The organism is Pseudomonas sp. 20-5 (assembly GCF_056782835.1).
This window is the reverse complement of sequence record NZ_CM165584.1, coordinates 5187745-5211348: the sequence shown is the minus strand read 5'-3', so window position 1 is coordinate 5211348 and position 23604 is coordinate 5187745. Positions and strand designations below refer to the sequence as shown.

Below are 23604 nucleotides of genomic sequence, written 5' to 3'. Positions count from 1 at the left end.
CGTTGCCATCGCACAGGTACATCGATGTTCAAGCCGTTTGTCGGTGTGGCGCTCGCCGCACTGTTCGCCGTTTCCGCCGTCGCCCATGCCGAGGACGCCGGCCCGATCGTGATCAAGTTCTCCCATGTGGTCTCCGACGACACGCCCAAGGGCAAGGGGGCGCTGTTGTTCAAGAAGCTTGCCGAGGAGCGTCTGCCGGGCAAGGTCAAGGTCGAGGTCTACCCCAACTCGACGCTGTTCGGCGACGCCGACGAGATCGAGGCCCTGCGCGCCAACAAGGTGCAGATGCTGGCCACCTCGCTGTCCAAGTTCGAGCCCTATACCAAGCAACTCCAGGTGTTCGACCTGCCGTTCCTGTTCGATGACCTGGAGGCCCTGAAGCGTTTCCAGAAGCGCGACAAGAGCCGCGAACTGCTGCGCTCCATGGCCAAGCACGGTATCTATGGCCTGGCCTACTGGAACAACGGCATGAAGCAGCTTTCCGCCACTCGCGAGCTGCACCGGCCGGACGATGCCAAGGGCCTGGTCTTCCGTATCCAGCCGTCGTCGGTGCTGGAAGCGCAGTTCGCCATGCTCGGCGCCACCGCCAAGCAGTTGTCCTACGCCGAGACCCTCAAGGCCATGCAGGCCGGCAGCGTGCAGGGCACCGAGAACACCTGGTCGAACCTCGCCGGACAGAAGATCGACAGCGTGCAGCCGTACATCACCGAGACCAATCACGGTGCGCTCAGCTACATGCTGATCACCAGCTCGGCATTCTGGACCAGCATCCCCTACCAGACCCGCACCGAACTGGAGAGCATCGTCGACGAGGTCACCCTGGTGGTGAACAAGGAAGCCGAAGCGCTCAACCAGAAGGAGCGCGAGCACCTGCTGGCCGCCGGCAAGAGCCGTCTGGTCAGCCTCAGCGCGGAAGAGCACGAGGCCTGGCGCAACGCCATGAAGCCGCTGTGGAAGAACTACGAGGCGCAGATCGGTAGTGACGTGTTGCGCGCGGCCCAGGTGGTCAACCGCAAGCGCTGATCGGCCGCTGGCTATTCCCGTCAGCGGGGATAGCCACAAGCCTTGCGGGTGTTTCTGCCGGGTGCTTTGCGGGACACTAGGGGAGTATCGGTATCCGGAGCGGACCATGACCGCCAGCGAAGAGAAATTCACCCGCCAGACGCTGCTCGACGTGCAGCCTCTGACTCCCAACCTGTTCACCCTGCGTACCAGCCGCGACGCGGGATTCCGGTTCCGCGCCGGGCAATTCGCCCGGCTCGGCGTGTACAAGCCCAGCGGCAGTATCGTCTGGCGCGCCTACTCGATGGTTTCGGCGCCTCATGACGAATTCCTCGACTTCTTTTCCATCGTCGTCCCGGACGGCGAGTTCACCAGCGAACTCAGCCGCCTGCGCGAGGGCGACCAGTTGCTGGTCGATCGCCAGGCCTTCGGCTTCCTCACCCTCGACCGCTTCGTGGATGGTCGTGACCTTTGGCTGCTGGCCACCGGTACCGGTGTGGCGCCGTTCGTCTCGATCCTGCAGGACTTCGAGGTCTGGGAGCGCTTCGAAAGCATCAAGCTGGTCTACAGCGTGCGTGAGAGCAAGGAGCTGGCCTACCGCGAGCTGATCGCCGGCCTCGCCGAGCGCGAATACCTGGCCGAGCATGCCCACAAGCTGCATTTCATTCCGGTGGTGACCCGCGAGCAGGTACCCGGTTGCCTGAACGGACGTATCACCACGCTGATCGAGAACGGCGATCTGGAGCGTGCCGCCGACTTGGAACTGACCCCGGAGCATTCGCGGGTGATGCTCTGCGGCAACCCGCAGATGATCGAGGACACCCGCGCCGTGCTGAAGGCTCGCGGCATGAACCTCAGTCTGACGCGGCGCCCGGGGCAGGTGGCGGTGGAGAACTACTGGTAGGTGCGTGCCCGCGCAGTAGCGGCGGATAACGCTGCCGCCCGGCGTGTTGTCCGGCAATGAAAAAGGGCCCGTTCGGGCCCTTTTTCATTGTTCCGCCGACGCGATCACGACTTGTTCTGCTGGGCTTTCAGCAGATCGCGGATCTCGGTCAGCAGGGTTTCCTCGGCACTCGGCACTGGCGGTTCGGACGGCGCGACGGCTTCTTCGCGCTTGAGGCGGTTGATCGCCTTGACCCCCATGAAGATGGCGAAGGCCACGATGACGAAGTCGAGTACGGTCTGAATGAACTTGCCATAGGCCAGCACCACCGCCGGCACGTCGCCTTCGGCGGCCTTCAACGTTATCGCCAGGTCGGAGAAGTCGACTCCGCCGATCAGCAGTCCGATCGGCGGCATGATCACATCGCCCACGAAGGACGAGACGATCTTGCCGAAGGCCGCGCCGATGATGATACCGACAGCCATATCCACGACATTGCCCTTGACGGCAAAGGCTTTGAATTCACTCAGAAGACCCATGGGTTCACTCCCTGTATTTCGCTAATAGGTAAAGGCAGTCTAATGCAGCCTTCGGCAAGTTGCTCAGGCTGGAAGATTGGTGTTTTGGTTCCCCCCGGCAACGCGAAAATTCGCAAGGCATACGTTTGCGTCGGGTCTTGTGGGGAGAAACGAAGTTTAGAGGAAAAACATTACACTCATGTCGATTTTCAGGAATTCGCCAAGAAAGAAGACAAAGCAACTTCGGCAACTTGAAACTGCGCCATGCAGATGCCGGAAGTTGAAGTTGGAGTGGCGAGGTTCTCCGACCTAACTTCGCAGGCAAATAACGAAGGTGAGCTCGTTTACCGGCGAGCGAACTGGGAGTGCCTGGTGCACCAGCGCGGGCTTTCTTCGGCTGGCGGTCTTTTTTATTTCTTTTTGCGATTCATGGGCGCATTGATATTCCTAATCGGCGCGGTGAGGTTTTTCAATTTAGCGTCGCCGGCGGCGCTCCTTACCTTGGTCGGGCGCAACAAGACGCCTGACAAGCCATTAGGAGCTCTTCCATGAACCCTTCCCTGAACGCCTTCCGTCCCGGCCGCCTGCTGGTGGCGGCAAGCCTGACCGCCAGCCTCCTGTCGCTGTCCGTGCAGGCCGCGACCCTGACCCGTGACAACGGTGCGCCAGTGGGCGACAACCAGAACTCGCAGACCGCCGGGCCCAACGGTTCGGTGCTGCTGCAGGACGTGCAACTGCTGCAGAAGCTGCAACGTTTCGACCGCGAGCGTATTCCCGAACGCGTGGTGCATGCCCGCGGCACCGGCGCCCATGGCGAGTTCGTCGCCAGTGCCGATATCAGCGACCTGAGCATGGCCAAGGTCTTCCGCAAGGGCGAGAAGACCCCGGTATTCGTGCGCTTCTCCGCGGTGGTGCACGGCAACCACTCCCCGGAAACCCTGCGCGATCCGCGCGGTTTCGCCACCAAGTTCTATACCGCAGACGGCAATTGGGACCTGGTGGGCAACAACTTCCCGACCTTCTTCATCCGCGATGCGATCAAGTTCCCGGACATGGTCCATGCCTTCAAGCCGGACCCGCGCAGCAACCTCGACGACGACTCGCGACGCTTCGATTTCTTCTCCCACGTGCCGGAGGCGACCCGCACCCTGACCCTGCTGTATTCCAACGAGGGCACCCCGGCCAGCTACCGGGAAATGGACGGCAACAGCGTGCATGCCTACAAGCTGGTCAACGCCAGGGGCGAAGTGCACTACGTGAAGTTCCACTGGAAGAGCCTGCAGGGCCAGAAGAACCTCGATCCGAAACAGGTGGCGGAAGTCCAGGGGCGCGACTACAGCCACATGACCAATGACCTGGTGAGCGCGATCCGGAAGGGCGACTTCCCGAAATGGGACCTGTACATCCAGGTGCTCAAGCCCGAGGACCTGGCGAAATTCGACTTCGACCCGCTGGACGCGACCAAGATCTGGCCGGGCATTCCCGAGCGCAAGATCGGCCAGATGGTGCTGAACCGCAACGTCGACAACTTCTTCCAGGAAACCGAACAGGTCGCCATGGCGCCGTCGAACCTGGTGCCGGGCATCGAGCCCTCCGAGGATCGCCTGCTCCAGGGACGGCTGTTCGCCTACGCCGATACCCAGATGTACCGGGTCGGCGCCAACGGCCTGGGCCTGCCGGTCAACCGCCCGCGCAGCGAGGTCAATACCGTCAACCAGGACGGCGCGCTGAACGCCGGACACAGTACCAGCGGGGTGAACTACCAGCCGAGCCGGCTCGATCCGCGCGAGGAGCAGGCCAGCGCCCGCTACGTGCGGACCCCGCTGAGCGGTACCACCCAGCAGGCGAAGATCCAGCGCGAGCAGAACTTCAAGCAGACCGGCGAGCTGTTCCGCTCCTACGGCAAGAAGGACCAGGCCGACCTGATCGCCAGTCTCGGCGGGGCGTTGGCGATCACCGACGACGAGAGCAAGTACATCATGCTTTCCTATTTCTACAAGGCTGACAGCGACTACGGCACGGGCCTGGCCAAGGTGGCCGGGGCCGATCTGCAGCGCGTCCGGCAACTGGCGGCGAAGCTCCAGGATTGATCGCAACCGGGGCGGCCATCCAGGCCGCTCTTCCTCTATCGGTTTGGTGGGAGATGACGACGATGCGAGGTTGGATTCTGGCAGGCTTGCTGCTCGCGGCGCTGGCCGCGCAAGCTGGCGAGGTGCATGGGGTCGAGGTCGAAGCGCGGTTGCGCGACTACTTCTTCGATGCCGCCCGACGCGGTGACCAGGCCATGCTGAAGGAGTTCGTCGAGGCCGGCTTCGACCTCGATGTGCAGGATGCCAAGGGCTATACCGGGCTGATCCTGGCCGCCTACCACGGCCATGGCGGAGCGGTGGAACAATTGCTGGAGGCCGGTGCCGACCCCTGCGTCCAGGATGCGCGCGGCAACACCGCCCTGATGGGCGCCATCTTCAAGGGCGAGGTCCGCATCGCCCGGCGCCTGATCGGCGCGCAATGCAGCCCCGACCAGCGCAACGGCGCAGGGCAGACCGCGGCCATGTACGCGGCGCTGTTCGAGCGCGAGGAGCTGCTCCAGGCGCTGTCGGCGCGCGGTGCCGACCTTGGCGCCCGCGATGCGCTGGGCAACAGCGTGGAAAGCCTGCGACGCGGCGAACTGAACGGCACTGCGGCGGCGAGGTGATCGGGGGCAATGTTCGGAGGAGGCCTGCTGGGCTAGTCTGGAGGTGTCGTATACAACGTCAGAGGAGGTCCGTCATGCCGCTCGAGCAACATCCGCTTTCCCGGGAGTTTCCGGATTTTCATGCCGAACTGAAGCAACTTCATGGCAACGACGCCCACTTCACTCGCCTGGCGGCGGACTATGAGAGCCTCGACAAGCGCATCTACGAGGTCGAGGGCGGTCGCGAACCCCTCGACGACCTGGCGCTGCAGGGGTTGAAGCAGCAACGGGTGCAACTCAAGGACGAAATCGCCGAGAGGCTGAGGAAGGCCAACGGAAAAGGCCATTGATTCATTCACGACAACGGCATGAAAAAGGGCGCCTCCGGCGCCCTTTTTCATGTGGGCATGCTCAGAAGGCGCCGCCGAAACGGAAACTCTGTCCGACCGCGACGAAACCCAGGCCCACCAGGGTGATCGCGGCGATGTGCCAGCCCAGCTTCGGCAGGCTCTCGGCGTCCAGGTTCGGGATCAGGCGCAGGCGCGCATGCACGCCCAGGGCGGCGGTCGCCGCCAGGAGCAGCAGCTTGAGCTGCAGGGCACGGGCCACCGGCGTGGCGCCGAACCAGTGGTCGAACGGCAGCCACAGGCTGGCCAGCCACAGGCCGCTGACCACCTGCAGCAGCAGGGCGGGGATGCCGATCCGCTCGTAGACCTGCTCGAAGGCGCGGATCGCCTGGGGATCGCGGCGGCGCAGGGCGCCGGGGAGGATGCCGAGGGCCAGGACCAGGTGGCCGCCGACCCAGATCGCGGCACCCAGCAGGTGCAGGAACAGCAGTGTGCGCATGGAAGTCTCCTTGTCCGGCCATCAGTGTCGCGCGAAGCGCGGTCGATCGAGGCTGATCGGAATCAAGCCAGCGGCTATCATCTGCGCTTTGCCCGCGAGAGGAGTTCCCATGGCCAAGGCCAAGCGCATGTACGGCTGCACCGAGTGTGGCGCGACCTTCCCGAAATGGGCCGGCCAGTGCGCGGACTGCGGGGCCTGGAACACCCTGGTGGAGACCGTCGTCGAGGCCGCGCCGAGCGGCTCCGGCCGCGGCGGCTGGGCCGGCCAGCAGGCCAACCTGAAGACCCTGGCGGAGGTCAGCGTCGAGGAAATGCCGCGCTTCACGACCGGCTCCACCGAACTGGACCGGGTTCTCGGCGGCGGCCTGGTGGACGGTTCGGTGGTGCTGATCGGCGGCGATCCCGGCATCGGCAAGTCGACCATTCTCCTGCAGACCCTTTGCAACCTGGCCAGCCGCGTCCCGGCGCTGTACGTCACCGGCGAGGAATCCCAGCAGCAGGTGGCGATGCGCGCGCGGCGCCTGTCGTTGCCGGAAGACAAGCTCAAGGTGATGACCGAGACCAGCATCGAAACCATCATCGCCACCGCGCGCCAGGAGCAGCCGCGGGTGATGGTGATCGACTCGATCCAGACCATCTTCACCGAGCAGTTGCAATCGGCGCCGGGTGGCGTCGCCCAGGTCCGCGAGAGCGCCGCGATGCTGGTGCGCTATGCCAAGCAGAGCGGCACGGCGATCTTCCTGGTCGGCCACGTGACCAAGGAAGGCGCCCTGGCCGGCCCGCGGGTGCTCGAACACATGGTCGACACCGTACTGTATTTCGAGGGCGAATCAGACGGCCGCCTGCGCCTGCTGCGGGCGGTGAAGAACCGCTTCGGCGCGGTCAACGAACTGGGAGTGTTCGGCATGACCGACAAAGGCCTGAAGGAAGTGAGCAATCCTTCGGCGATCTTCCTCACGCGGGCCCAGGAAGCGGTGCCCGGCAGCGTGGTGATGGCCACCTGGGAAGGCTCGCGGCCGATGCTGGTGGAGGTCCAGGCGCTGGTCGACACCAGTCACCTGGCGAATCCGCGGCGGGTGACCCTGGGCCTCGACCAGAACCGCCTGGCGATGCTGCTGGCGGTGCTGCACCGGCACGGCGGTATCCCGACCTACGACCAGGACGTGTTCCTCAACGTGGTGGGTGGGGTCAAGGTGCTGGAAACCGCCTCCGACCTGGCGTTGATGGCGGCGGTGATGTCCAGCCTGCGCAACCGCCCGCTGCCGCACGACCTGCTGGTGTTCGGCGAGGTCGGGCTGTCCGGCGAGGTGCGTCCGGTGCCGAGCGGCCAGGAGCGCCTGAAGGAAGCCGGCAAGCATGGTTTCAAGCGTGCCATCGTACCCCTCGGCAACGCGCCGAAGGAGGCGCCGGCGGGATTGCAGGTGATCGCCGTGACGCGCCTCGAGCAGGCCCTGGACGCCCTCTTCGAGTGACCCGCCTCAGTCGTCGTGGGCGCTGACCAGCAGGGCCAGCTCGCGCTCGAGGAGTTCCTCGTCGCCCAGGTTCAGTTCCACCAGGCGGCGCAGGTGGCTGATGGAGTCGAGGTCGATGTGCTGGCATTCGAAGCCGAGCAGGCCGTCGCGAGCCCAGGCCAGGCTGATCTCCATGCGGATCAGTACATCCAGGCCCAGGTACAGGCGGGCCTCGAAGGGCCGTTGCGGGTCGCCGTTCCAGTCCTGCGGCTGGCCGACCAGGATGCCGTGCAGGGAGACGTCGTGGAGCAAGACCTCCCAGCGCCGTTCGCCCTGGAGGATCTCGCTGTCGGCGTCGAAGGCGATCCGGTGGAAACGTCGACGTTCGTCGTGCTGGTCACTCATGTCGCGATCCCTCGGTGCGCGCTGCTGGATACCACTATAGCCAAGCCATGCCGGCGGGGAAGTGGCGGAATTCGATCGGCGGTGCCGTCCGTCCTCGCCTGTGCGGCTGGATCGGCGGCATGTGTCCGAGTTTGACAGTTCGTCAAGTCTCGCCAAAGCTGCTAAAGCGTTTTTCTCCAAAATACAACTGCGGAGCGCAGACATGGACAAGCGACTTTTGAGCAAGGGGTTGGTTCTGGGGCTGCTGAGCCTGGGCAGCATGACGGCACACGCCGACGCGGCAGGCGGTAATGGCTGTGGTTGGGGCAACATGGTGTTCGAGGGCCAGCGCGGCCTGTTCCCGCACCTGCTGGCCACCACCACCAACGGTACCTCGGGCAACGCCACCTTCGGCATGACCTCCGGGACCAACGGTTGCAACACCAATGCTCGCCTGGGCTACGGCGGCCGCTCGATCTTCGCCATGAACGGGATGCTCGACAACATCGCCGAGGACATGGCCAAGGGCCAGGGCGAAGCGCTCGACGCCTATGCCGTGCTGCTCGGCGTGGAAGCCAAGGACCGGGCGCACTTCGCCCAGGTCACCCAGCAGCATTTCGGCGAGATATTCGCGAGCAAGGATGCGACGGGCGAGCAGGTCCTGAGCAACACCCTGGCGGTGATGAGTCGCGACGGCACCCTGGCGCGCTACGCCAAGCAACCGGCCTGAGATTTCAGGCCCAGGAAAGAGCCCGCTACGGCGGGCTTTTTCGTGTGCGCGGCCTGCCCGCCGGAGGTTGCCGCCTCCGTTGCCACGGCAGACGAGCGGCTTGGGCATACGGCGTTTTCCCAGGGCGCTTCCTACGGAGAGGGCAAGGCCGCGCCGAAGTGTTTTCGCCTGGCCGGCCCTTGTCGGCCATGGACTTTTCCGGCGGATTCCTGCGACATTGCGCCTACCGCCATCGTGCGGTAACCGCTCTAGACTAAGGTCGTATGACCCCTGGTCGGTTCGCGGCTAGAATTTTCGCTGCAGAACTGCGCCCTCCATCTGTCGGAAGCCAAACACTATGAACAATAACAATAGCCTGCTACGTCACCTCGCCTGGCTGGTGGTGGCGATCGTGGGCGCCGCGGCCCTGGGCGTCGTCGCCCTGCGTCGTGGCGAAGCGATCAACGCCTTGTGGATCGTGGTGGCGGCGGTGGCCATCTACCTGGTCGCCTACCGTTACTACAGCCTGTTCATCGCCAGCAAGGTGATGCAACTGGACCCCAACCGCGCCACTCCCGCGGTACTCAACAACGATGGCCTGGACTACGTCCCGACCAACAAGCACATCCTCTTCGGCCACCACTTCGCCGCCATCGCCGGCGCCGGTCCGCTGGTCGGTCCGGTCCTTGCCGCGCAGATGGGCTACCTGCCCGGCACCCTCTGGCTGATCGCCGGCGTAGTCCTCGCCGGCGCGGTGCAGGACTTCATGGTCCTGTTCATCTCCAGCCGTCGCAACGGCCGCTCGCTGGGCGAGCTGGTGCGCGAGGAAATGGGCCAGGTGGCCGGGACCATCGCGCTGTTCGGCGCCTTCCTGATCATGATCATCATCCTCGCGGTGCTCGCGCTGATCGTGGTGAAGGCTCTGGCCGACAGCCCCTGGGGCATGTTCACCGTCCTCGCGACCATTCCCATCGCGCTGTTCATGGGCGTCTACATGCGCTTCATCCGCCCCGGCCGGATCGGCGAGATCTCGATCATCGGGGTGTTCCTCCTGCTCGGTTCGATCTGGCTCGGCGGGCAGGTCGCGGCCAGTCCGGAATGGGCGCCGCATTTCACCTTCAGTGGAATCCAGATCACCTGGATGCTGATCGGCTACGGCGCCGTCGCCTCGGTACTGCCGGTGTGGCTGCTGCTGGCGCCGCGCGACTACCTGTCGACCTTCCTCAAGATCGGCACCATCATCGGCCTGGCGATCGGCATCCTGATCGTCATGCCGGAACTGAAGATGCCGGCCCTGACCCAGTTCACCGACGGCACCGGCCCGGTCTGGAAAGGCAGCCTGTTCCCGTTCCTGTTCATCACCATCGCCTGCGGCGCGGTGTCCGGCTTCCACGCGCTGATCTCCTCGGGGACCACGCCGAAGCTGCTCAACCGCGAGCCCGACGCCCGCTACATCGGCTACGGCGGCATGCTGATGGAGTCCTTCGTGGCGATCATGGCGATGGTCGCCGCCTCGGTGATCGAGCCGGGCATCTACTTCGCCATGAACAGCCCGCCGGCGGTGGTCGGCGCCGACGTCAACGCGGTGGCCGCGACCGTCAGCAGCTGGGGCTTCGCCATCACGCCGGAGCAACTCACCCAGACCGCCCAGGACATCGGCGAGACCACCATCCTGGCCCGTGCCGGCGGCGCGCCGACCCTGGCGGTGGGGATCGCGCACATCCTCCACCAGGTGCTGCCGGGCGAGAACACCATGGCCTTCTGGTACCACTTCGCGATCCTCTTCGAGGCCTTGTTCATCCTCACCGCGGTGGACGCCGGCACCCGTGCCGGGCGCTTCATGCTGCAGGACCTGCTGGGCAACTTCGTGCCGGCGCTGAAGAAGACCGAGTCGTGGACCGCCAACATCATCGGCACCGGCGGCTGCGTGGCGCTGTGGGGCTGGCTGCTGTACCAGGGCGTGGTCGACCCGCTGGGCGGGATCAATACCCTGTGGCCGCTGTTCGGCATTTCCAACCAGATGCTCGCCGGCATCGCGCTGATGCTCGCCACCGTGGTCCTGATCAAGATGAAGCGCCAGCAGTATGTCTGGGTCACCATCCTGCCGGCGGCCTGGTTGCTGATCTGCACCACCACCGCGGGCCTGATCAAGATCTTCGACAGCAACCCGGCGGTCGGCTTCGTCGCTCTTGGCGAGAAGTACGCCACCGCGCTGGATGCCGGCCAGGTGCTGGCGCCGGCCAAGGATATCGGCCAGATGCAGCACGTGGTGCTGAACGCCTACATCAACGCCGGTCTGACCGTGCTGTTCCTGCTGGTGGTCTTCAGCGTACTGTTCTACGCCATCAAGGTCGGCATCGCGGCCTGGGGCAAGAGCGAGCGGACCGACAAGGAAACCCCGTTCGAGCCCATCCCCGACGCCTGACCGGCCGCGCTCCCCGGTTCGCCGGGGAGCCTTAACGAGGAACTCGCCATGTTCAACGACCTCAGCCGCATGGGCAAATACCTGGGCCAGGCCGCCCGGATGCTGGTCGGCATGCCCGACTACGACACCTATGTCGAGCACATGCGCAACAAGCACCCGGACAAGCCGGTGATGACCTACGAGGAGTTCTTCCGCGAGCGCCAGGAGGCGCGCTACGGTGGCGGCAAGGGTCGGCCGATCCGCTGCTGCTGAATCCCCATCCTTCCGCGGGCCACGTCTGACGTGGCCCGCGTCTTTTCTGGAAGTTGCGCATGTCCGAAGTAGCCAACGACAACCACGCCCCGATCCCCGTCACCGTGCTCACCGGCTTCCTCGGCGCCGGCAAGACCACCCTGCTCAAGTACCTGCTGCAGGCCGAGCACGGCATGAAGATCGCGGTGATCGAGAACGAGTACAGCGAGACGCCGATCGACGGCCAGTTGCTCGGCGTCGAGCCGGTGCAGGTGATGACGCTGTCCAACGGCTGCGTCTGCTGCTCGATCAACACCGACCTGGAAAAGGCCCTGTTCCTCCTGCTGGAGCGCCGCGACAACGGCGAGATCGACTTCGACCGCCTGGTGATCGAGTGCACCGGCCTGGCCGATCCGGCGCCGGTGGCGCAGACCTTCTTCGCCGACGAGGAACTCTGCCAGCGCTACGTGCTGGACGGCATCATCACCCTGGTGGACGCCGCCAACGCCGAGCGTCACCTGCAGGAAACCATCGCCCAGGCCCAGGTCGGCTTCGCCGACCGCATCCTGGTGAGTAAGACCGACCTGGTCGACGCCGCCACCTTCGAGGCCCTGGGCCAGCGCCTGCAACGGATCAACCGGAGGGCGCTGGTGCATGTGGTCGAGCACGGCCGCATCGACCTGGCGCACCTGCTCGACGTACGTGGCTTCAACCTCAACGCCGACCTCGGTCCGGGCATCGGCCTGCGCCCGCTGCGAGCGGTGGCAGCCAAGGACAGCCGCGATCGCATCGGCACCCTGGTACTGCGCAGCGACACGCCGCTCGATCTCGAAAGGCTGAGCGAGTTCATGGACGACCTGTTGCAGTGGCATGGCAATTCCCTGCTGCGCTACAAGGGCGTGCTGAACATCGCCGACGAGCCGCGTCGCCTGGTGTTCCAGGGCGTGCTGCGACTCTACGGCTTCGACTGGGATAGCGAGTGGCGGGACGACGAGGCGCGCGAGAGTGTGATCGTGTTCATCGGCGACAACCTGCCGGAGGACAGTATCCGCGAGGGCTTCGAACGCATCGTCGAAGGCCGCTGAGGCGCATCGACGTCAAAGGAGCGTGGAAATGGACAGGGAGGCATTGATCGGCGCCTGGCGGGACTGCATCCGTGGCGCGGACAAATCCTGGGTGCTGTTCGCCCGGGGCACTTGCGTGATCCTCACGCAGCCGGAGCCGGACCTCGCGGCCCAGGCGCGGGCATTGCTGGCCGAGTGGGGAGCGGTACAGGTCGGCACGCCGGCGGGCGACTTCGGCGTGATCACCCTGGACAACGGCCGCGGCTGGGTGGTGACCGGGCATCACCCGGACATCCTTACCTTCGTCCCTCGCGAGGAACTGGAGGAGGACGCCGGCGAGCTGCTCGTCGGCATGCACGGCCGCTCCCGGCGGGGCGAGGATGCCGAAGCCTTGGCGGTGATCCATGTCGAGGACCGGCGATAACGCTACCCGGCGCCTCCTTCCTCGGAGGAAATGAAAAAGCCCGGCATTTGCCGGGCTCTTTCGTCTTGCCTTGTCGCTTAGTTGCCGTAGACCGGGAACTTGGCGCAGATCGCCTTGACCTTCTCGCGTACGCCGTCGATCACGGACTCGTCGCCCATGTTCTCGAGGATGTCGCAGATCCAGCCGGCCAGCTCGCGGCACTCGGCTTCCTTGAAGCCGCGGGTGGTCACGGCCGGGGTACCGATGCGCAGGCCGGAGGTGACGAACGGCGAGCGCGGGTCGTTCGGGACCGAGTTCTTGTTCACGGTGATGAACGCGCGGCCGAGGGCGGCGTCGGCGTCTTTGCCGGTGATGTCCTGCTTGATCAGGGAGAGCAGGAACAGGTGGTTCTGGGTGCCGCCGGAAACCACGTCGAAACCGCGGTCGAGGAAGACCTGGGCCATGGTCTGGGCGTTCTTCAGGACCTGCTGCTGGTAGGTCTTGAACTCCGGCTGCAGGGCTTCCTTGAAGCACACCGCCTTGGCCGCGATCACGTGCTCCAGCGGACCGCCCTGGGCCCCGGGGAATACCGCGGAGTTGAGCTTCTTCTCGATCTCCTCGTTGGCGCGCGCCAGGATCAGGCCACCGCGCGGACCGCGCAGGGTCTTGTGGGTAGTGGTGGTGACCACGTCGGCGAACGGCACCGGGTTCGGGTAGACGCCAGCGGCGACCAGGCCGGCGACGTGGGCCATGTCGACGAACAGGTAGGCGCCGACCTTGTCGGCGATGGCGCGGAAGCGGGCGAAATCGAGGACCTGGGAATAGGCGGAGAAGCCGGCGACGATCATCTTCGGCTTGTGCTCCACGGCCAGGCGCTCGACTTCGTCGTAGTCGATCAGGCCATTGGCGTCGATGCCGTACTGCACGGCGTTGTACAGCTTGCCGGAGGAGGAGACGCTGGCGCCGTGGGTCAGGTGGCCGCCATGGGCCAGGCTCATGCCGAGGATGGTGTCGCCGGCCGACAGCAGGGCCAGGTAGACCGCGGCGTTGGCCTGGGAGCCGGCGTGCGGCTGGACGTTGGCGTAATCGGCGCCGAACAGTTGCTTGGCGCGGTCGATGGCCAGTTGCTCGACGATATCGACGTACTCGCAGCCGCCGTAGTAGCGCTTGTGCGGATAACCTTCGGCGTACTTGTTGGTCAGCACCGAACCCTGGGCTTCCATCACCGCCGGGCTGGTGTAGTTCTCGGAGGCGATCAGCTCGATGTGCTCTTCCTGGCGCTGGGCTTCCTGCTCCATCGCGGCAAAGAGTTCGGCATCGTAGCGGGCGAGGGTCAAATCACGGCTGAACATGGCGGTCCTCATAAGGATCGGTGCTGGGAAAAGGCGCGCATTCTAACCCATGCGGCGGGTGCTGGCACATGAAAGGCCATCATGTCGCGGACAAGCGGCGCTCAAGCGCGCCGCACGGCGGCTCAGCCCTCGTTGAACATGAACAGCACGTCGCTGGCGTAGAGCATGCCGAACTGCTCGGCGGGCATCGGCCGGCCGAACAGGTAGCCTTGCACCTCGTCGCAGCCGTGCTCGCGAAGGAAGTCCAGCTGGGCCTGGCTCTCCACGCCCTCGGCGATCACCATCAGATTCAGGCTGTGGGCCATGGCAATGATCGCCCGGGCGATCTGCGCGTCCTGTTCGCCGTGGGGCAGGCCGTCGACGAAGCTGCGGTCGATCTTCAGCACGTCGATGGGGAACTGCTTGAGGTAGTTCAGCGAGGAGTAGCCGGTGCCGAAGTCGTCCACCGCGATGGCCAGGCCGAGGCGCTTGAGCCCGGAGAGGATCTGCATGGCCTCGGCGACGTCACTCATCAGGATGCTTTCGGTCAGCTCCAGCTCCAGGCAGGCCGGCGGGATGCCTGTCTCGTAGAGGATCGCGGCGATCCGCTCGCCCAACTGGCCATCGGCGAACTGCCGTGCCGAGAGGTTCACCGAGACCTTTGGCACCCGCACCTTGGCCTTGTGCCAGCTGCGCAACTGCTTGCAGGCTTCCGCCAGCAGCCAGTCGCCGACCTGGGCGACCAGGCCGATCTCCTCCAGCACCGGAATGAACTCGCTCGGCGGAACCAGTCCGCGGCGCGGATGCTGCCAGCGCAGCAGGGCCTCGGCGCCTGTCAGGCGGCGGCCGTCGCCGGTGAACTGCGGCTGGTAGTGGAGGACGAACTCGCCCAGTTCCAGGGCGCGGCGCAGGTCGCTTTCCAGTTCCAGGCGCTCCAGGGCGCGGGCGTTCATCTCGGCCTGGTAGAACTGGAAGTTGTTCTTGCCCATCTCCTTGGCGTGGTACATCGCCGTGTCGGCGTTCTTCATCAGCAGGCTCAGTTCGGCGCCGTCCTGGGGCGACAAGGCCACACCGATGCTGGCGGTGACGAAGAATTCACGGCCTTCCAGGGTGAACGGCCGGGCCAGACGGCCGAGGATCAGCTCGGCGACCTGGATCGCCCGTTTCAGGGCGATCTCGCGGTCGCCCTGGGAAGGCAGCAGCAGGGTGAATTCGTCGCCGCCCATGCGCGCCACGGTATCGTCCTGGCTGACGCAGGCGCTCAGGCGGGTCGCCACTTCCTGCAGCATGCGGTCGCCGGCGGCGTGGCCGAGGGAGTCGTTGATCGGCTTGAAGCGGTCGAGGTCGAGGAACATCAGCACCACCCATTGGCCGTTGCGCTCGGCCTGTTGCAGGGCGGTATGCAGACGGTCCTGGAACAGCGTGCGGTTGGGCAGGTGGGTGAGGGCGTCGTAGTAGGCCAGGCGGTGGATGCGCCGCTCGCTGGCCTTGCGCTCGCTGATGTCGCTGAAGAAGCAGACGAAGCTGACCAGGTCGCCTTCCTCGTCGCGCACCGCGGTGATGCCGACCCAGGACGGATAGAGTTCGCCGGTCTTGCGCTTCTGCAGGATCTCGCCTTCCCAGCTGCCGCTGTGCTGCAGGCTGGCGAGCACGTGCTTGAGCTGGTTGGCTTCCTGGCGGTCGGCGGTGAGCAGGCGCGGCTGCTGGTCGAGCACGTCGGCCGGGCTGTAGCCGGTCAGGCGCGAGAAGGAATCGTTGACCTGGACGATGTAGCCGGCCGGGTCGGTGACCATGATCGCCGCCGTGGAGTGTTCGAATACCGTCGCCGCCATCCGCAGCTCGCGTTCGGCGCGGCGCTGCTGGCTGATGTCGCGGGCGATGCCGAGCAGGCCTTCGAAGCGGTCGTGCTCGTCCCACATCAGGACGATCCGCAGTTCGATGGGAATCTTGCGTCCGTCGGCGCGCAGGCAGTCGAGGGCGAACAGATGCTGGCCAGGGTTTTCCCGCAGCTCGGCGAGCTTCTGGCGGTCGCCGATGGCGTGTCGCACGCGGCGCAGCAGGCCGTTCAGGCGGCCGAGCTGGCGCGGGTTGGTGGCGGTCTGGTGGAGGCCGTTGAGCAGCGCCCATTCCGGGCTGTAGCCGAACACGTGCTGTACCGAGGGGCTGACGTAGCTGGCGTTGAGTTCGGCGTCGGTGGAGAAGATCACGTCGCTGATGTTTTCCGCCAGCATGCGGTAGCGTCGGCCGTTCTCGCGCAGCGCGTTGTTCGCCTCGACGGTGAAGGTGATGTCCTTGGCCACGCCGATCAGGCGCGCCACGCGACCGCTGCGGTCGCGGCTGAAGGCCTGCTCGCGGATGTCGAACCAGTGCCAGCGGCCGTCGCGGTGGCGCCAGCGCAGCTGGCTGTCGAGCAGCAGGCCGTCGCCGACCACGTGCTGCAGGTTGCGGATGCGCCAGTAGTATTCCTGGTCGTCGGGGTGCAGCAGGGTTTCCCAGAAGTTCTCGCCCATCCGCGCCAGTTCTTCCTGGTTGTAGCCCAGTTGCTGGCCCAGGTGATGGTTGCTGAAGATCACCCGGCGCGCGTGCAGGTCGTGGATGTAGAGGGTATCGGGCACCGCCTGGACCGCGTCCGACCAGAACTTCTCGCGCTCGATCAGCGACAGTTCGACTTCCTTGCGACTGGTGACGTCGGACAGGCTGAGGGTCACCGCATGCCATTCGCCGGGGTTTTCCGGCAGGCGCAGTTGCAACCACAGGTGCCGCGGCGTGCTCTTGCCGCAGCGCAGCGTGGCTTCCAGTTCGAGTACCGGCCGGCGTTCGATGAGCGCCTCGATCACCTGCAGGCGCAGGCTGTCCGGTTGTAGCGGGCCGTGGTCGAGCAAGCGCTGCCAGGCCTGTTCGGTGGACTCGATCTGCAGCAGGCGGCGACTGACATCGTTGATCTCGGTGATGCGGATCCGCTCCAGCAGCGCCTGCTGCCGCCCGGGTTCGCCGGCGAGCCAGGCGCGCAGTGCGGCGCAGCTGTCCAGGCCTTGTTCCACCAGAGCCTGGCGCAGGGCGGAGAGGTCGAGCACGCAGAGGGCCACGCCGACCCCTTCGAAGATGTCCTGGTAGCGCCGCCGGGTTTCCTCCAGGACGCCGAGGGCGTGCTGTTCCTCGGTGACGTCGCGCAACACCCAGACCTGCCCGCCCTGGAGGATCTGCTCGCGGAGGGTCCAGGCCTGGTCGGCGAGCGCCGGATAGCTGGCCAGCGGATGGCGGCTGAGGGTGAACGTCCGCGGCTCGCCGCGCACCCGCAGCGGCAGCAGCTCGCTACGGGTCTCGCCGTCGCCACCGGCGTCCGTCAGCCAGCCTGGCTCGAGGTCCGGCAGCAGGCCCAGCAGGTGATGCTGGCGGGCCTGGGCCGAACTGATGCCGAAGAGGCGTTCGGCCTGGGGATTGAGGTAGCTGAGGCGGCCGTCGGCGCGGGTCACCAGCACCCGCTCGTCGATCGCCGCCAGTGCCGTGGCCGCCTGGCGCAGGCTGCGCTGCGAGGCCAGGGTCATGGCGCGCAGGCCCTGTTGCTCGCGGTGCAGGCGCAGCAGCATGTACACGGTGACGCCGACCAGCAGGAGGAAGATCGCCAGCTCGCCGCCGATTCCCGGCAGCAGGCCGAGCCGCACTCGCGTGCTGTCGTAGAGCCCGCGAAGCTGCCAGTCGCTGTTGCGCAGCGGTTCCACGCCGAGGGTCTGCATGTCGTCGAGCAGCGCCGTGCTCCCCGGGGTATGCCAGAGCACCCGCCCGGCGTATTGGTCTTCCAGGCGCCAGAGCAGGTTGCCGGTGGGCAGGTCGGGACTCCACTGGGCGAGGCTGTCGCTGGCCAGGTGCAACAGCCAGAAGCCACTGTCGCGGCGGCTGCCGGGTTCGCGCAGGGTCAGGTAGAGGGATTCGCCGTCGCGCGGGTCGAGGCAATAGTGGTAGAGGCCGGAGCCGGCGTGCTGGCGCAACTGCTCGGGCAGCGTCCTTTCCGGCGACGGGCTGTCCGTCTGCGGGGCGCTGTCCACCCATTGCAACTGGCGCACCTGCGGCAGCGCATCGCTGATGCGCGGCAACAGCCTGCCCTGGATCTCGCCACGCTCGCTGGGGGGCACGCCCGGGAGCAGGGCGAGGGCGGTGCGCGCCTTGAGTTCGAGGGTCAGGGACAGGCGGTCGTTGAGACGATCGAGCTGGGCCGCGGCTCGCTCGTGTTCGAAGCGTTCCTGCTGGCGCAGCTCCTGGCTCATCTGCCAGAGCAGCAGGCCGAGCATCAACAGGACCAGCAACAGCAGGCCAGCCTTGGCTGCCGGTCGGTCGGGTACGGTCAGTGGGTCGCCGGCGGGAGGCGGCGACGGGGTTAGCGAGGGGGTCGACACTGACCGGAATTCCTGGGGGAGGTGTGATTCGGTAGACAGTTAGGATGCCCGGAAGCAAGGCCAAGTGCCAGTATCGCCGACGAGCGTCACGGTCCTTTCCGGCTGTCGAGGCACTTTGTCGCAGGACCGGTGACGACTGATCTTCCCGAGTGTCGAGCAGGCCTCCGGGCGGCCGAAGTCGACGGCACGCGGATCGGTCCGTGCCATGCGGCGACGAGAGGGGCGCCGCCGCGGGCGCGAGGGTCAGGAGCGAGCCGGATTGGAGGCGCCATGGAGGAACATCTGCTCCAGGGTATGCGCGGAATTGGAGCTGGCCGCCCGTCCGCGACGTTCCGCATCGACCATGCCGTAGACCAGGGTGATGAACAGTTCGGTGAACACGGCCGCCGTGATGTCGATGCGAAACACGCCTTTCTGCTGTCCGCGCAGGAAGAAGGCGTCCAGCGCTTCCAGGTAGGACTGCCAGCGTGCGCCTTCGCCGTGCGGGTCGAGGAAGTCCGGGCGGTACTGGAATACCAGGAATACCAGCAGCTCGCGGTGGGTGAGGTGTTCCTTGATCAGGCGCTGCAACGCCTCCAGAGGCTCGGCATGCTCCAGGTCGCAGGCCTGGATGATCTGGTTCAGTACGGTCTCTCCGTGGTCCTCGAGCATCTGCACCAGGTTGTCCCGCGTGCCGCAGAAGCGGTGCAGGGTGGCCTTGCTTACGCCGGCCGCCTCGGCCAGTTCCTTCAGCGTCGCTCGCGGGCGGTCGACGATAGCGACTGCCAGCGCCTTGATGAGTCGCTCGTCATGGGAAATCAGGGTCATCGATGGGTCCCGGTTGGTTTTTCTGATTGTGCGCATTGTGCAGAAAACTGGCCTCGCGTCCAAAGGAATTAGCTGTCAAAAGATCATTTGAGACAATATTGACTCAATTAGCTCGAAAAAGTACCATTCGATCCGTTTTCAATCAACGGTCGGGTGTGTCATGGCTGATTTGCGTGCAATAGGAAGGATCGGGGCGTTGGCTATGGCCATCGCGTTGGCGGGTTGTGGGCCGGCGGAAGAGCGACAGGAGGCCGCCGAAATGGTGTTGCCGGTGGAGGTCCTGACGGTGCAGGCCGAGCCCCTGGCGCTGAGTTCGGAACTGCCTGGGCGGATCGAACCGGTGCGGGTCGCCGAGGTGCGCGCGCGGGTGGCCGGCATCGTCGTGCGGAAGCGCTTCGAGGAGGGCGCCGACGTCAAGGCTGGCGACCTGCTGTTCCAGATCGATCCGGCACCGCTGAAGGCTGCGGTGTCGCGCGCCGAAGGTGAGCTGGCGCGGAACCGCGCGGTGCTGTTCGAGGCGCAGGCGCGGGTGCGTCGCTACGAGCCGCTGGTGAAGATCCAGGCGGTCAGCCAGCAGGACTTCGATACCGCCACCGCCGACCTGCGCAGCGCCGAGGCGGCGACCCGCTCGGCCCAGGCCGACCTGGAGACCGCGCGCCTGAACCTCGGCTACGCCTCGGTCACTGCGCCGATCTCCGGGCGCATCGGCCGCGCGCTGGTGACCGAGGGCGCGCTGGTCGGGCAGGGCGAGGCGACGCTGATGGCGCGTATCCAGCAGCTCGATCCGATCTATGCGGATTTCACCCAGACCGCGGCCGAGGCCCTGCGCCTGCGCGACGCCCTGAAGAAAGGCACCTTGGCCGCCGGCGACAGCCAGGCGCTGACCCTGCGCGTCGAAGGGACGCCCTACGAGCGCCAGGGCGCGTTGCAGTTCGCCGACGTGGCGGTGGATCGCGGCACCGGCCAGATCGCCCTGCGCGGCAAGTTCGCCAACCCCGACGGGGTCCTGCTGCCGGGCATGTACGTGCGCGTACGTACGCCCCAGGGCATCGACAACCAGGCGATCCTGGTGCCGCAACGGGCCGTGCACCGCTCCAGCGACGGCAGCGCCCAGGTGATGGTGGTGGGCGCCGACGAGCGCGCCGAGGCGCGCAGCGTCGGTACCGGCGTCATGCAGGGTTCGCGCTGGCAGATCACCGAGGGCCTGGAGCCGGGTGACCGGGTCATAGTCGGCGGCCTGGCTGCGGTGCAGCCGGGGGTGAAGATCGTGCCGAAGCCGGATGGTGCCCAGGCGCAAGCCCAGTCACCTGCGCCGCAACAGTAAGGGCGGGTTCGCCCCGAGGATTTTCCGATGTCCGAATTCTTCATCAAGCGGCCGAACTTCGCCTGGGTGGTGGCCCTGTTCATCTCCCTGGCCGGCCTGCTGGTCATTTCCAAATTGCCGGTAGCGCAGTACCCCAATGTCGCGCCGCCACAGATCACCATCACCGCCACCTATCCCGGCGCCTCGGCGAAGGTGCTGGTGGACTCCGTCACCAGTGTGCTCGAGGAGTCGCTGAACGGCGCCAAGGGCCTGCTCTACTTCGAGTCGACCAACAACTCCAACGGCACCGCCGAGATCGTCGTCACCTTCGAGCCGGGCACCGATCCGGACCTGGCCCAGGTGGACGTGCAGAACCGCCTGAAGAAAGCCGAGGCGCGCATGCCGCAGGCGGTGCTGACCCAGGGCCTGCAGGTCGAGCAGACCAGCGCCGGTTTCCTGCTGATCTATGCGCTCAGCTACAAGGAAGGCGCTCAGCGCAGCGACACCACCGCCCTCGGCGACTACGCCGCGCGCAATATCAACAACGAGCTGCGGCGCCTGCCGGGCGTCGGCAAGCTGCAATTCTTCTCTTCCGAGGCGGCCATGCGGGTCTGGATCGATCCGCAGAAGCTGGTGGGCTTCGGCCTCTCCATCGACGACGTGAGCAATGCCATCCGCGGGCAGAACGTGCAGGTGCCGGCCGGCGCCTTCGGCAGCGCACCGGGCAGTTCCGCGCAGGAGCTGACGGCGACCCTGGCGGTGAAGGGCACTCTGGACGATCCGCAGGAGTTCGGCCAGGTAGTGCTGCGCGCCAACCAGGACGGCTCGCTGGTCCGGCTCGCCGATGTCGCGCGCCTGGAACTCGGCAAGGAGAGCTACAACATTTCCTCGCGACTGAACGGCACGCCCACCGTGGGCGGGGCGATCCAGCTGTCGCCCGGGGCCAACGCGATCCAGACCGCTACCCTGGTGAAACAGCGTCTCGCCGAACTGTCGGCGTTCTTCCCCGAGGACATGCAGTACAGCGTGCCCTACGACACCTCGCGCTTCGTCGACGTGGCCATCGAGAAGGTGATCCACACCCTGATCGAAGCGATGGTCCTGGTGTTCCTGGTGATGTTCCTGTTCCTGCAGAACGTCCGCTACACCCTGATCCCGTCCATCGTGGTGCCGGTGTGCCTGCTGGGTACGCTGATGGTGATGTACCTGCTGGGGTTCTCGGTGAACATGATGACCATGTTCGGCATGGTCCTGGCGATCGGCATCCTGGTGGACGACGCCATCGTGGTGGTGGAGAACGTCGAGCGGATCATGGCGGAGGAGGGGATTTCCCCGGCCGAGGCCACGGTCAAGGCGATGAAGCAGGTATCCGGCGCCATCGTCGGCATCACCCTGGTGCTCTCGGCGGTGTTCCTGCCGCTGGCTTTCATGGCCGGTTCGGTGGGGGTGATCTACCAGCAGTTCTCGGTGTCGCTGGCGGTCTCGATCCTGTTCTCCGGCTTCCTCGCCCTGACCTTCACCCCGGCGCTGTGCGCCACGCTGCTCAAGCCCATTCCCGAAGGGCACCACGAGAAGCGCGGCTTCTTCGGCGCCTTCAACCGTGGCTTCGCCCGCGTCACCGAGCGCTATTCGCTGCTCAACTCGAAGCTGGTGGCGCGCGCCGGACGCTTCATGCTGGTGTACGCCGGCCTGGTGGCCATGCTCGGCTACTTCTACCTGCGCCTGCCGGAAGCCTTCGTGCCGGCGGAAGACCTCGGCTACATGGTGGTCGACGTGCAACTGCCGCCTGGCGCTTCGCGCGTGCGCACCGATGCCACCGGCGAGGAGCTCGAGCGCTTCCTCAAGTCCCGCGAGGCGGTGGCTTCGGTGTTCCTGATCTCGGGCTTCAGCTTCTCCGGCCAGGGCGACAATGCCGCGCTGGCCTTCCCGACCTTCAAGGACTGGTCCGAGCGAGGCGCCGAGCAGTCGGCCGCCGCCGAGATCGCCGCGCTGAACGAGCATTTCGCGCTGCCCGACGATGGCACGGTCATGGCCGTGTCGCCGCCACCGATCAACGGTCTGGGTAACTCCGGCGGCTTCGCATTGCGCCTGATGGACCGTAGCGGGGTCGGCCGCGAAGCGCTGCTGCAGGCTCGCGATACTCTTCTTGGCGAGATCCAGACCAACCCGAAATTCCTTTACGCGATGATGGAAGGACTGGCCGAAGCGCCGCAACTGCGCCTGTTGATCGACCGGGAGAAGGCCCGTGCCCTGGGGGTGAGCTTCGAGACCATCAGCGGCACGCTGTCCGCTGCCTTCGGCTCGGAGGTGATCAACGACTTCACCAATGCGGGGCGCCAACAGCGGGTGGTGATCCAGGCCGAACAGGGCAACCGGATGACCCCGGAAAGCGTGCTCGAGCTATACGTGCCTAACGCTGCTGGCAACCTGGTACCGCTCAGCGCCTTCGTCAGCGTGAAATGGGAAGAGGGACCGGTGCAATTGGTGCGCTATAACGGCTACCCGTCGATCCGCATCGTCGGTGACGCCGCGCCCGGCTTCAGTACCGGCGAAGCCATGGCGGAAATGGAGCGCCTGGCCGCGCAGCTGCCGGCCGGCATCGGCTACGAGTGGACCGGCCTGTCCTATCAGGAGAAGGTCTCCGCCGGGCAGGCCACCAGCCTGTTCGCCCTCGCCATCCTGGTGGTGTTCCTGTTGCTGGTGGCGCTCTACGAGAGCTGGTCGATCCCGCTGTCGGTGATGCTGATCGTGCCGATCGGCGCCATCGGCGCGGTGCTCGCGGTGATGGTCAGCGGTATGTCCAACGACGTGTATTTCAAGGTCGGCCTGATCACCATCATCGGTCTTTCGGCGAAGAACGCGATTCTCATCGTCGAGTTCGCCAAGGAACTCTGGGAGCAGGGGCATAGCCTGCGCGACGCCGCCATCGAGGCCGCGCGCCTGCGCTTCCGGCCGATCATCATGACTTCCATGGCGTTCATCCTCGGCGTGATACCCCTGGCCCTGGCCAGCGGTGCCGGCGCGGCGAGCCAGCGTGCCATCGGCACCGGAGTGATCGGCGGGATGCTCAGCGCCACCTTCCTCGGCGTGCTGTTCGTACCTATCTGTTTCGTCTGGCTGCTGTCGCTGCTGCGCAGCAAGCCGGCACCCATCGAACAGGCCGCTTCGGCCGGGGAGTGAACG

General features: G+C 65.9%; 20 protein-coding genes. 14 read left to right on the top strand and 6 right to left on the bottom strand.

What is annotated here, in order from left to right:
- Nucleotides 1–24: 24 nt before the first annotated feature.
- Together AC1RB9_RS24035 and AC1RB9_RS24030 are read left to right on the top strand one after the other, a co-directional pair.
- The gene (locus AC1RB9_RS24035) at nucleotides 25–1023 is read left to right on the top strand and encodes a DctP family TRAP transporter solute-binding subunit (RefSeq protein WP_003094894.1); all 999 of its coding nucleotides are present in this window, start codon (nucleotides 25–27) and stop codon (nucleotides 1021–1023) included.
- A gap of 106 nt (nucleotides 1024–1129) precedes the next feature.
- Nucleotides 1130–1906 carry a ferredoxin--NADP reductase gene (locus AC1RB9_RS24030; RefSeq protein ID WP_003456796.1) on the top strand — a complete coding sequence of 259 codons (777 nt, stop codon included), beginning with the start codon at nucleotides 1130–1132 and terminating at the stop codon, nucleotides 1904–1906.
- 104 nt (nucleotides 1907–2010) lie between these two features.
- Here AC1RB9_RS24030 and mscL read toward each other — a convergent pair whose 3' ends face one another.
- Entirely contained in the window at nucleotides 2011–2424 is a 414-nt protein-coding gene (gene mscL, locus AC1RB9_RS24025) for a large-conductance mechanosensitive channel protein MscL (protein WP_003104883.1), read from the bottom strand.
- Between the two features lie 243 nt (nucleotides 2425–2667).
- On the opposite strand from mscL, the gene AC1RB9_RS24020 reads away from it, so the two are divergent.
- From AC1RB9_RS24020 to AC1RB9_RS24005, 4 genes are all read left to right on the top strand, one after another.
- A complete protein-coding gene (locus AC1RB9_RS24020) occupies nucleotides 2668–2955 on the top strand; it encodes a hypothetical protein (protein WP_003116291.1) in 288 nt (95 codons plus the stop codon).
- A complete protein-coding gene (gene katB / locus AC1RB9_RS24015; protein ID WP_003094881.1) occupies nucleotides 2952–4493 on the top strand; it encodes a catalase KatB in 1542 nt (513 codons plus the stop codon). The genes AC1RB9_RS24020 and katB overlap by 4 nt, the downstream gene beginning before the upstream one ends.
- Nucleotides 4494–4546: 53 nt before the next feature.
- Nucleotides 4547–5098: an ankyrin repeat domain-containing protein gene (locus AC1RB9_RS24010; RefSeq protein WP_003121338.1), complete on the top strand. Its 552-nt coding sequence runs from the start codon at nucleotides 4547–4549 to the stop codon at nucleotides 5096–5098.
- A gap of 74 nt (nucleotides 5099–5172) precedes the next feature.
- Nucleotides 5173–5427 carry an HP1242/YdcH family protein gene (locus tag AC1RB9_RS24005; RefSeq protein WP_003104887.1) on the top strand — a complete coding sequence of 85 codons (255 nt, stop codon included), beginning with the start codon at nucleotides 5173–5175 and terminating at the stop codon, nucleotides 5425–5427.
- A gap of 61 nt (nucleotides 5428–5488) precedes the next feature.
- Here the strand turns inward: AC1RB9_RS24005 and AC1RB9_RS24000 are convergent, their stop codons facing one another.
- On the bottom strand, nucleotides 5489–5923 hold the full coding sequence (locus AC1RB9_RS24000; protein WP_003112796.1) for a CopD family protein: 435 nt from the start codon (nucleotides 5921–5923) through the stop codon (nucleotides 5489–5491).
- 109 nt (nucleotides 5924–6032) lie between these two features.
- On the opposite strand from AC1RB9_RS24000, the gene radA reads away from it, so the two are divergent.
- The gene (gene radA / locus AC1RB9_RS23995) at nucleotides 6033–7394 is read left to right on the top strand and encodes a DNA repair protein RadA (protein ID WP_003094867.1); all 1362 of its coding nucleotides are present in this window, start codon (nucleotides 6033–6035) and stop codon (nucleotides 7392–7394) included.
- Between the two features lie 6 nt (nucleotides 7395–7400).
- On the opposite strand, the gene mapZ is transcribed toward radA, so the two are convergent.
- Nucleotides 7401–7778: a cyclic di-GMP-binding protein MapZ gene (mapZ, locus tag AC1RB9_RS23990; RefSeq protein WP_003094864.1), complete on the bottom strand. Its 378-nt coding sequence runs from the start codon at nucleotides 7776–7778 to the stop codon at nucleotides 7401–7403.
- A gap of 202 nt (nucleotides 7779–7980) precedes the next feature.
- Here mapZ and AC1RB9_RS23985 point away from each other — a divergent pair, with 202 nt between their 5' ends.
- From AC1RB9_RS23985 to AC1RB9_RS23965, 5 genes are all read left to right on the top strand, one after another.
- Complete coding sequence (locus tag AC1RB9_RS23985) at nucleotides 7981–8487, top strand: DUF3015 domain-containing protein (RefSeq protein WP_003094862.1); 507 nt, start codon at nucleotides 7981–7983, stop codon at nucleotides 8485–8487.
- A gap of 337 nt (nucleotides 8488–8824) precedes the next feature.
- Nucleotides 8825–10891: a carbon starvation CstA family protein gene (locus AC1RB9_RS23980; RefSeq protein ID WP_003094859.1), complete on the top strand. Its 2067-nt coding sequence runs from the start codon at nucleotides 8825–8827 to the stop codon at nucleotides 10889–10891.
- Between the two features lie 48 nt (nucleotides 10892–10939).
- Nucleotides 10940–11143, top strand: a complete 204-nt coding sequence (locus AC1RB9_RS23975; protein ID WP_003094856.1) for a YbdD/YjiX family protein — start codon at nucleotides 10940–10942, stop codon at nucleotides 11141–11143.
- A 59-nt stretch (nucleotides 11144–11202) separates the two neighbouring features.
- Nucleotides 11203–12207, top strand: coding sequence for a GTPase (yjiA, locus tag AC1RB9_RS23970; protein WP_003094852.1), 1005 nt, complete (start codon nucleotides 11203–11205; stop codon nucleotides 12205–12207).
- A gap of 22 nt (nucleotides 12208–12229) precedes the next feature.
- A complete protein-coding gene (locus tag AC1RB9_RS23965; protein WP_003146010.1) occupies nucleotides 12230–12610 on the top strand; it encodes a hypothetical protein in 381 nt (126 codons plus the stop codon).
- A 77-nt stretch (nucleotides 12611–12687) separates the two neighbouring features.
- Here AC1RB9_RS23965 and glyA read toward each other — a convergent pair whose 3' ends face one another.
- The 3 genes from glyA to nfxB all read right to left on the bottom strand — a co-directional run bounded on the left by glyA (nucleotide 12688) and on the right by nfxB (nucleotide 19118).
- Nucleotides 12688–13941, bottom strand: coding sequence for a serine hydroxymethyltransferase (gene glyA / locus AC1RB9_RS23960; RefSeq protein WP_003146008.1), 1254 nt, complete (start codon nucleotides 13939–13941; stop codon nucleotides 12688–12690).
- 122 nt (nucleotides 13942–14063) lie between these two features.
- On the bottom strand, nucleotides 14064–18311 hold the full coding sequence (gene morA / locus AC1RB9_RS23955) for a cyclic di-GMP receptor MorA (protein WP_003456785.1): 4248 nt from the start codon (nucleotides 18309–18311) through the stop codon (nucleotides 14064–14066).
- 243 nt (nucleotides 18312–18554) lie between these two features.
- Entirely contained in the window at nucleotides 18555–19118 is a 564-nt protein-coding gene (gene nfxB, locus AC1RB9_RS23950; RefSeq protein WP_003094842.1) for an efflux pump transcriptional repressor NfxB, read from the bottom strand.
- Nucleotides 19119–19278: 160 nt separating this feature from the next.
- Here nfxB and mexC point away from each other — a divergent pair, with 160 nt between their 5' ends.
- Both mexC and mexD read left to right on the top strand, forming a co-directional pair.
- A complete protein-coding gene (gene mexC / locus AC1RB9_RS23945) occupies nucleotides 19279–20442 on the top strand; it encodes a multidrug efflux RND transporter periplasmic adaptor subunit MexC (RefSeq protein WP_004352726.1) in 1164 nt (387 codons plus the stop codon).
- Between the two features lie 27 nt (nucleotides 20443–20469).
- Nucleotides 20470–23601 (top strand): multidrug efflux RND transporter permease subunit MexD, encoded by a 3132-nt coding sequence (mexD, locus tag AC1RB9_RS23940; RefSeq protein WP_003103150.1) that lies wholly within the window; start codon nucleotides 20470–20472, stop codon nucleotides 23599–23601.
- Nucleotides 23602–23604 lie beyond the last annotated feature (3 nt).

Bases quoted from the DNA above. Each gene is read 5' to 3' on its own strand.
- AC1RB9_RS24035 (WP_003094894.1), top strand. From the start codon at position 25: ATGTTCAAGCCGTTTGTCGGTGTGGCGCTCGCCGCACTGTTCGCCGTT.
- AC1RB9_RS24030 (WP_003456796.1), top strand. From the start codon at position 1,130: ATGACCGCCAGCGAAGAGAAATTCACCCGCCAGACGCTGCTCGACGTG.
- mscL (WP_003104883.1), bottom strand. From the start codon at position 2,424: ATGGGTCTTCTGAGTGAATTCAAAGCCTTTGCCGTCAAGGGCAATGTC.
- AC1RB9_RS24020 (WP_003116291.1), top strand. From the start codon at position 2,668: ATGCAGATGCCGGAAGTTGAAGTTGGAGTGGCGAGGTTCTCCGACCTA.
- katB (WP_003094881.1), top strand. From the start codon at position 2,952: ATGAACCCTTCCCTGAACGCCTTCCGTCCCGGCCGCCTGCTGGTGGCG.
- AC1RB9_RS24010 (WP_003121338.1), top strand. From the start codon at position 4,547: ATGACGACGATGCGAGGTTGGATTCTGGCAGGCTTGCTGCTCGCGGCG.
- AC1RB9_RS24005 (WP_003104887.1), top strand. From the start codon at position 5,173: ATGCCGCTCGAGCAACATCCGCTTTCCCGGGAGTTTCCGGATTTTCAT.
- AC1RB9_RS24000 (WP_003112796.1), bottom strand. From the start codon at position 5,923: ATGCGCACACTGCTGTTCCTGCACCTGCTGGGTGCCGCGATCTGGGTC.
- radA (WP_003094867.1), top strand. From the start codon at position 6,033: ATGGCCAAGGCCAAGCGCATGTACGGCTGCACCGAGTGTGGCGCGACC.
- mapZ (WP_003094864.1), bottom strand. From the start codon at position 7,778: ATGAGTGACCAGCACGACGAACGTCGACGTTTCCACCGGATCGCCTTC.
- AC1RB9_RS23985 (WP_003094862.1), top strand. From the start codon at position 7,981: ATGGACAAGCGACTTTTGAGCAAGGGGTTGGTTCTGGGGCTGCTGAGC.
- AC1RB9_RS23980 (WP_003094859.1), top strand. From the start codon at position 8,825: ATGAACAATAACAATAGCCTGCTACGTCACCTCGCCTGGCTGGTGGTG.
- AC1RB9_RS23975 (WP_003094856.1), top strand. From the start codon at position 10,940: ATGTTCAACGACCTCAGCCGCATGGGCAAATACCTGGGCCAGGCCGCC.
- yjiA (WP_003094852.1), top strand. From the start codon at position 11,203: ATGTCCGAAGTAGCCAACGACAACCACGCCCCGATCCCCGTCACCGTG.
- glyA (WP_003146008.1), bottom strand. From the start codon at position 13,941: ATGTTCAGCCGTGATTTGACCCTCGCCCGCTACGATGCCGAACTCTTT.
- nfxB (WP_003094842.1), bottom strand. From the start codon at position 19,118: ATGACCCTGATTTCCCATGACGAGCGACTCATCAAGGCGCTGGCAGTC.
- mexC (WP_004352726.1), top strand. From the start codon at position 19,279: ATGGCTGATTTGCGTGCAATAGGAAGGATCGGGGCGTTGGCTATGGCC.
- mexD (WP_003103150.1), top strand. From the start codon at position 20,470: ATGTCCGAATTCTTCATCAAGCGGCCGAACTTCGCCTGGGTGGTGGCC.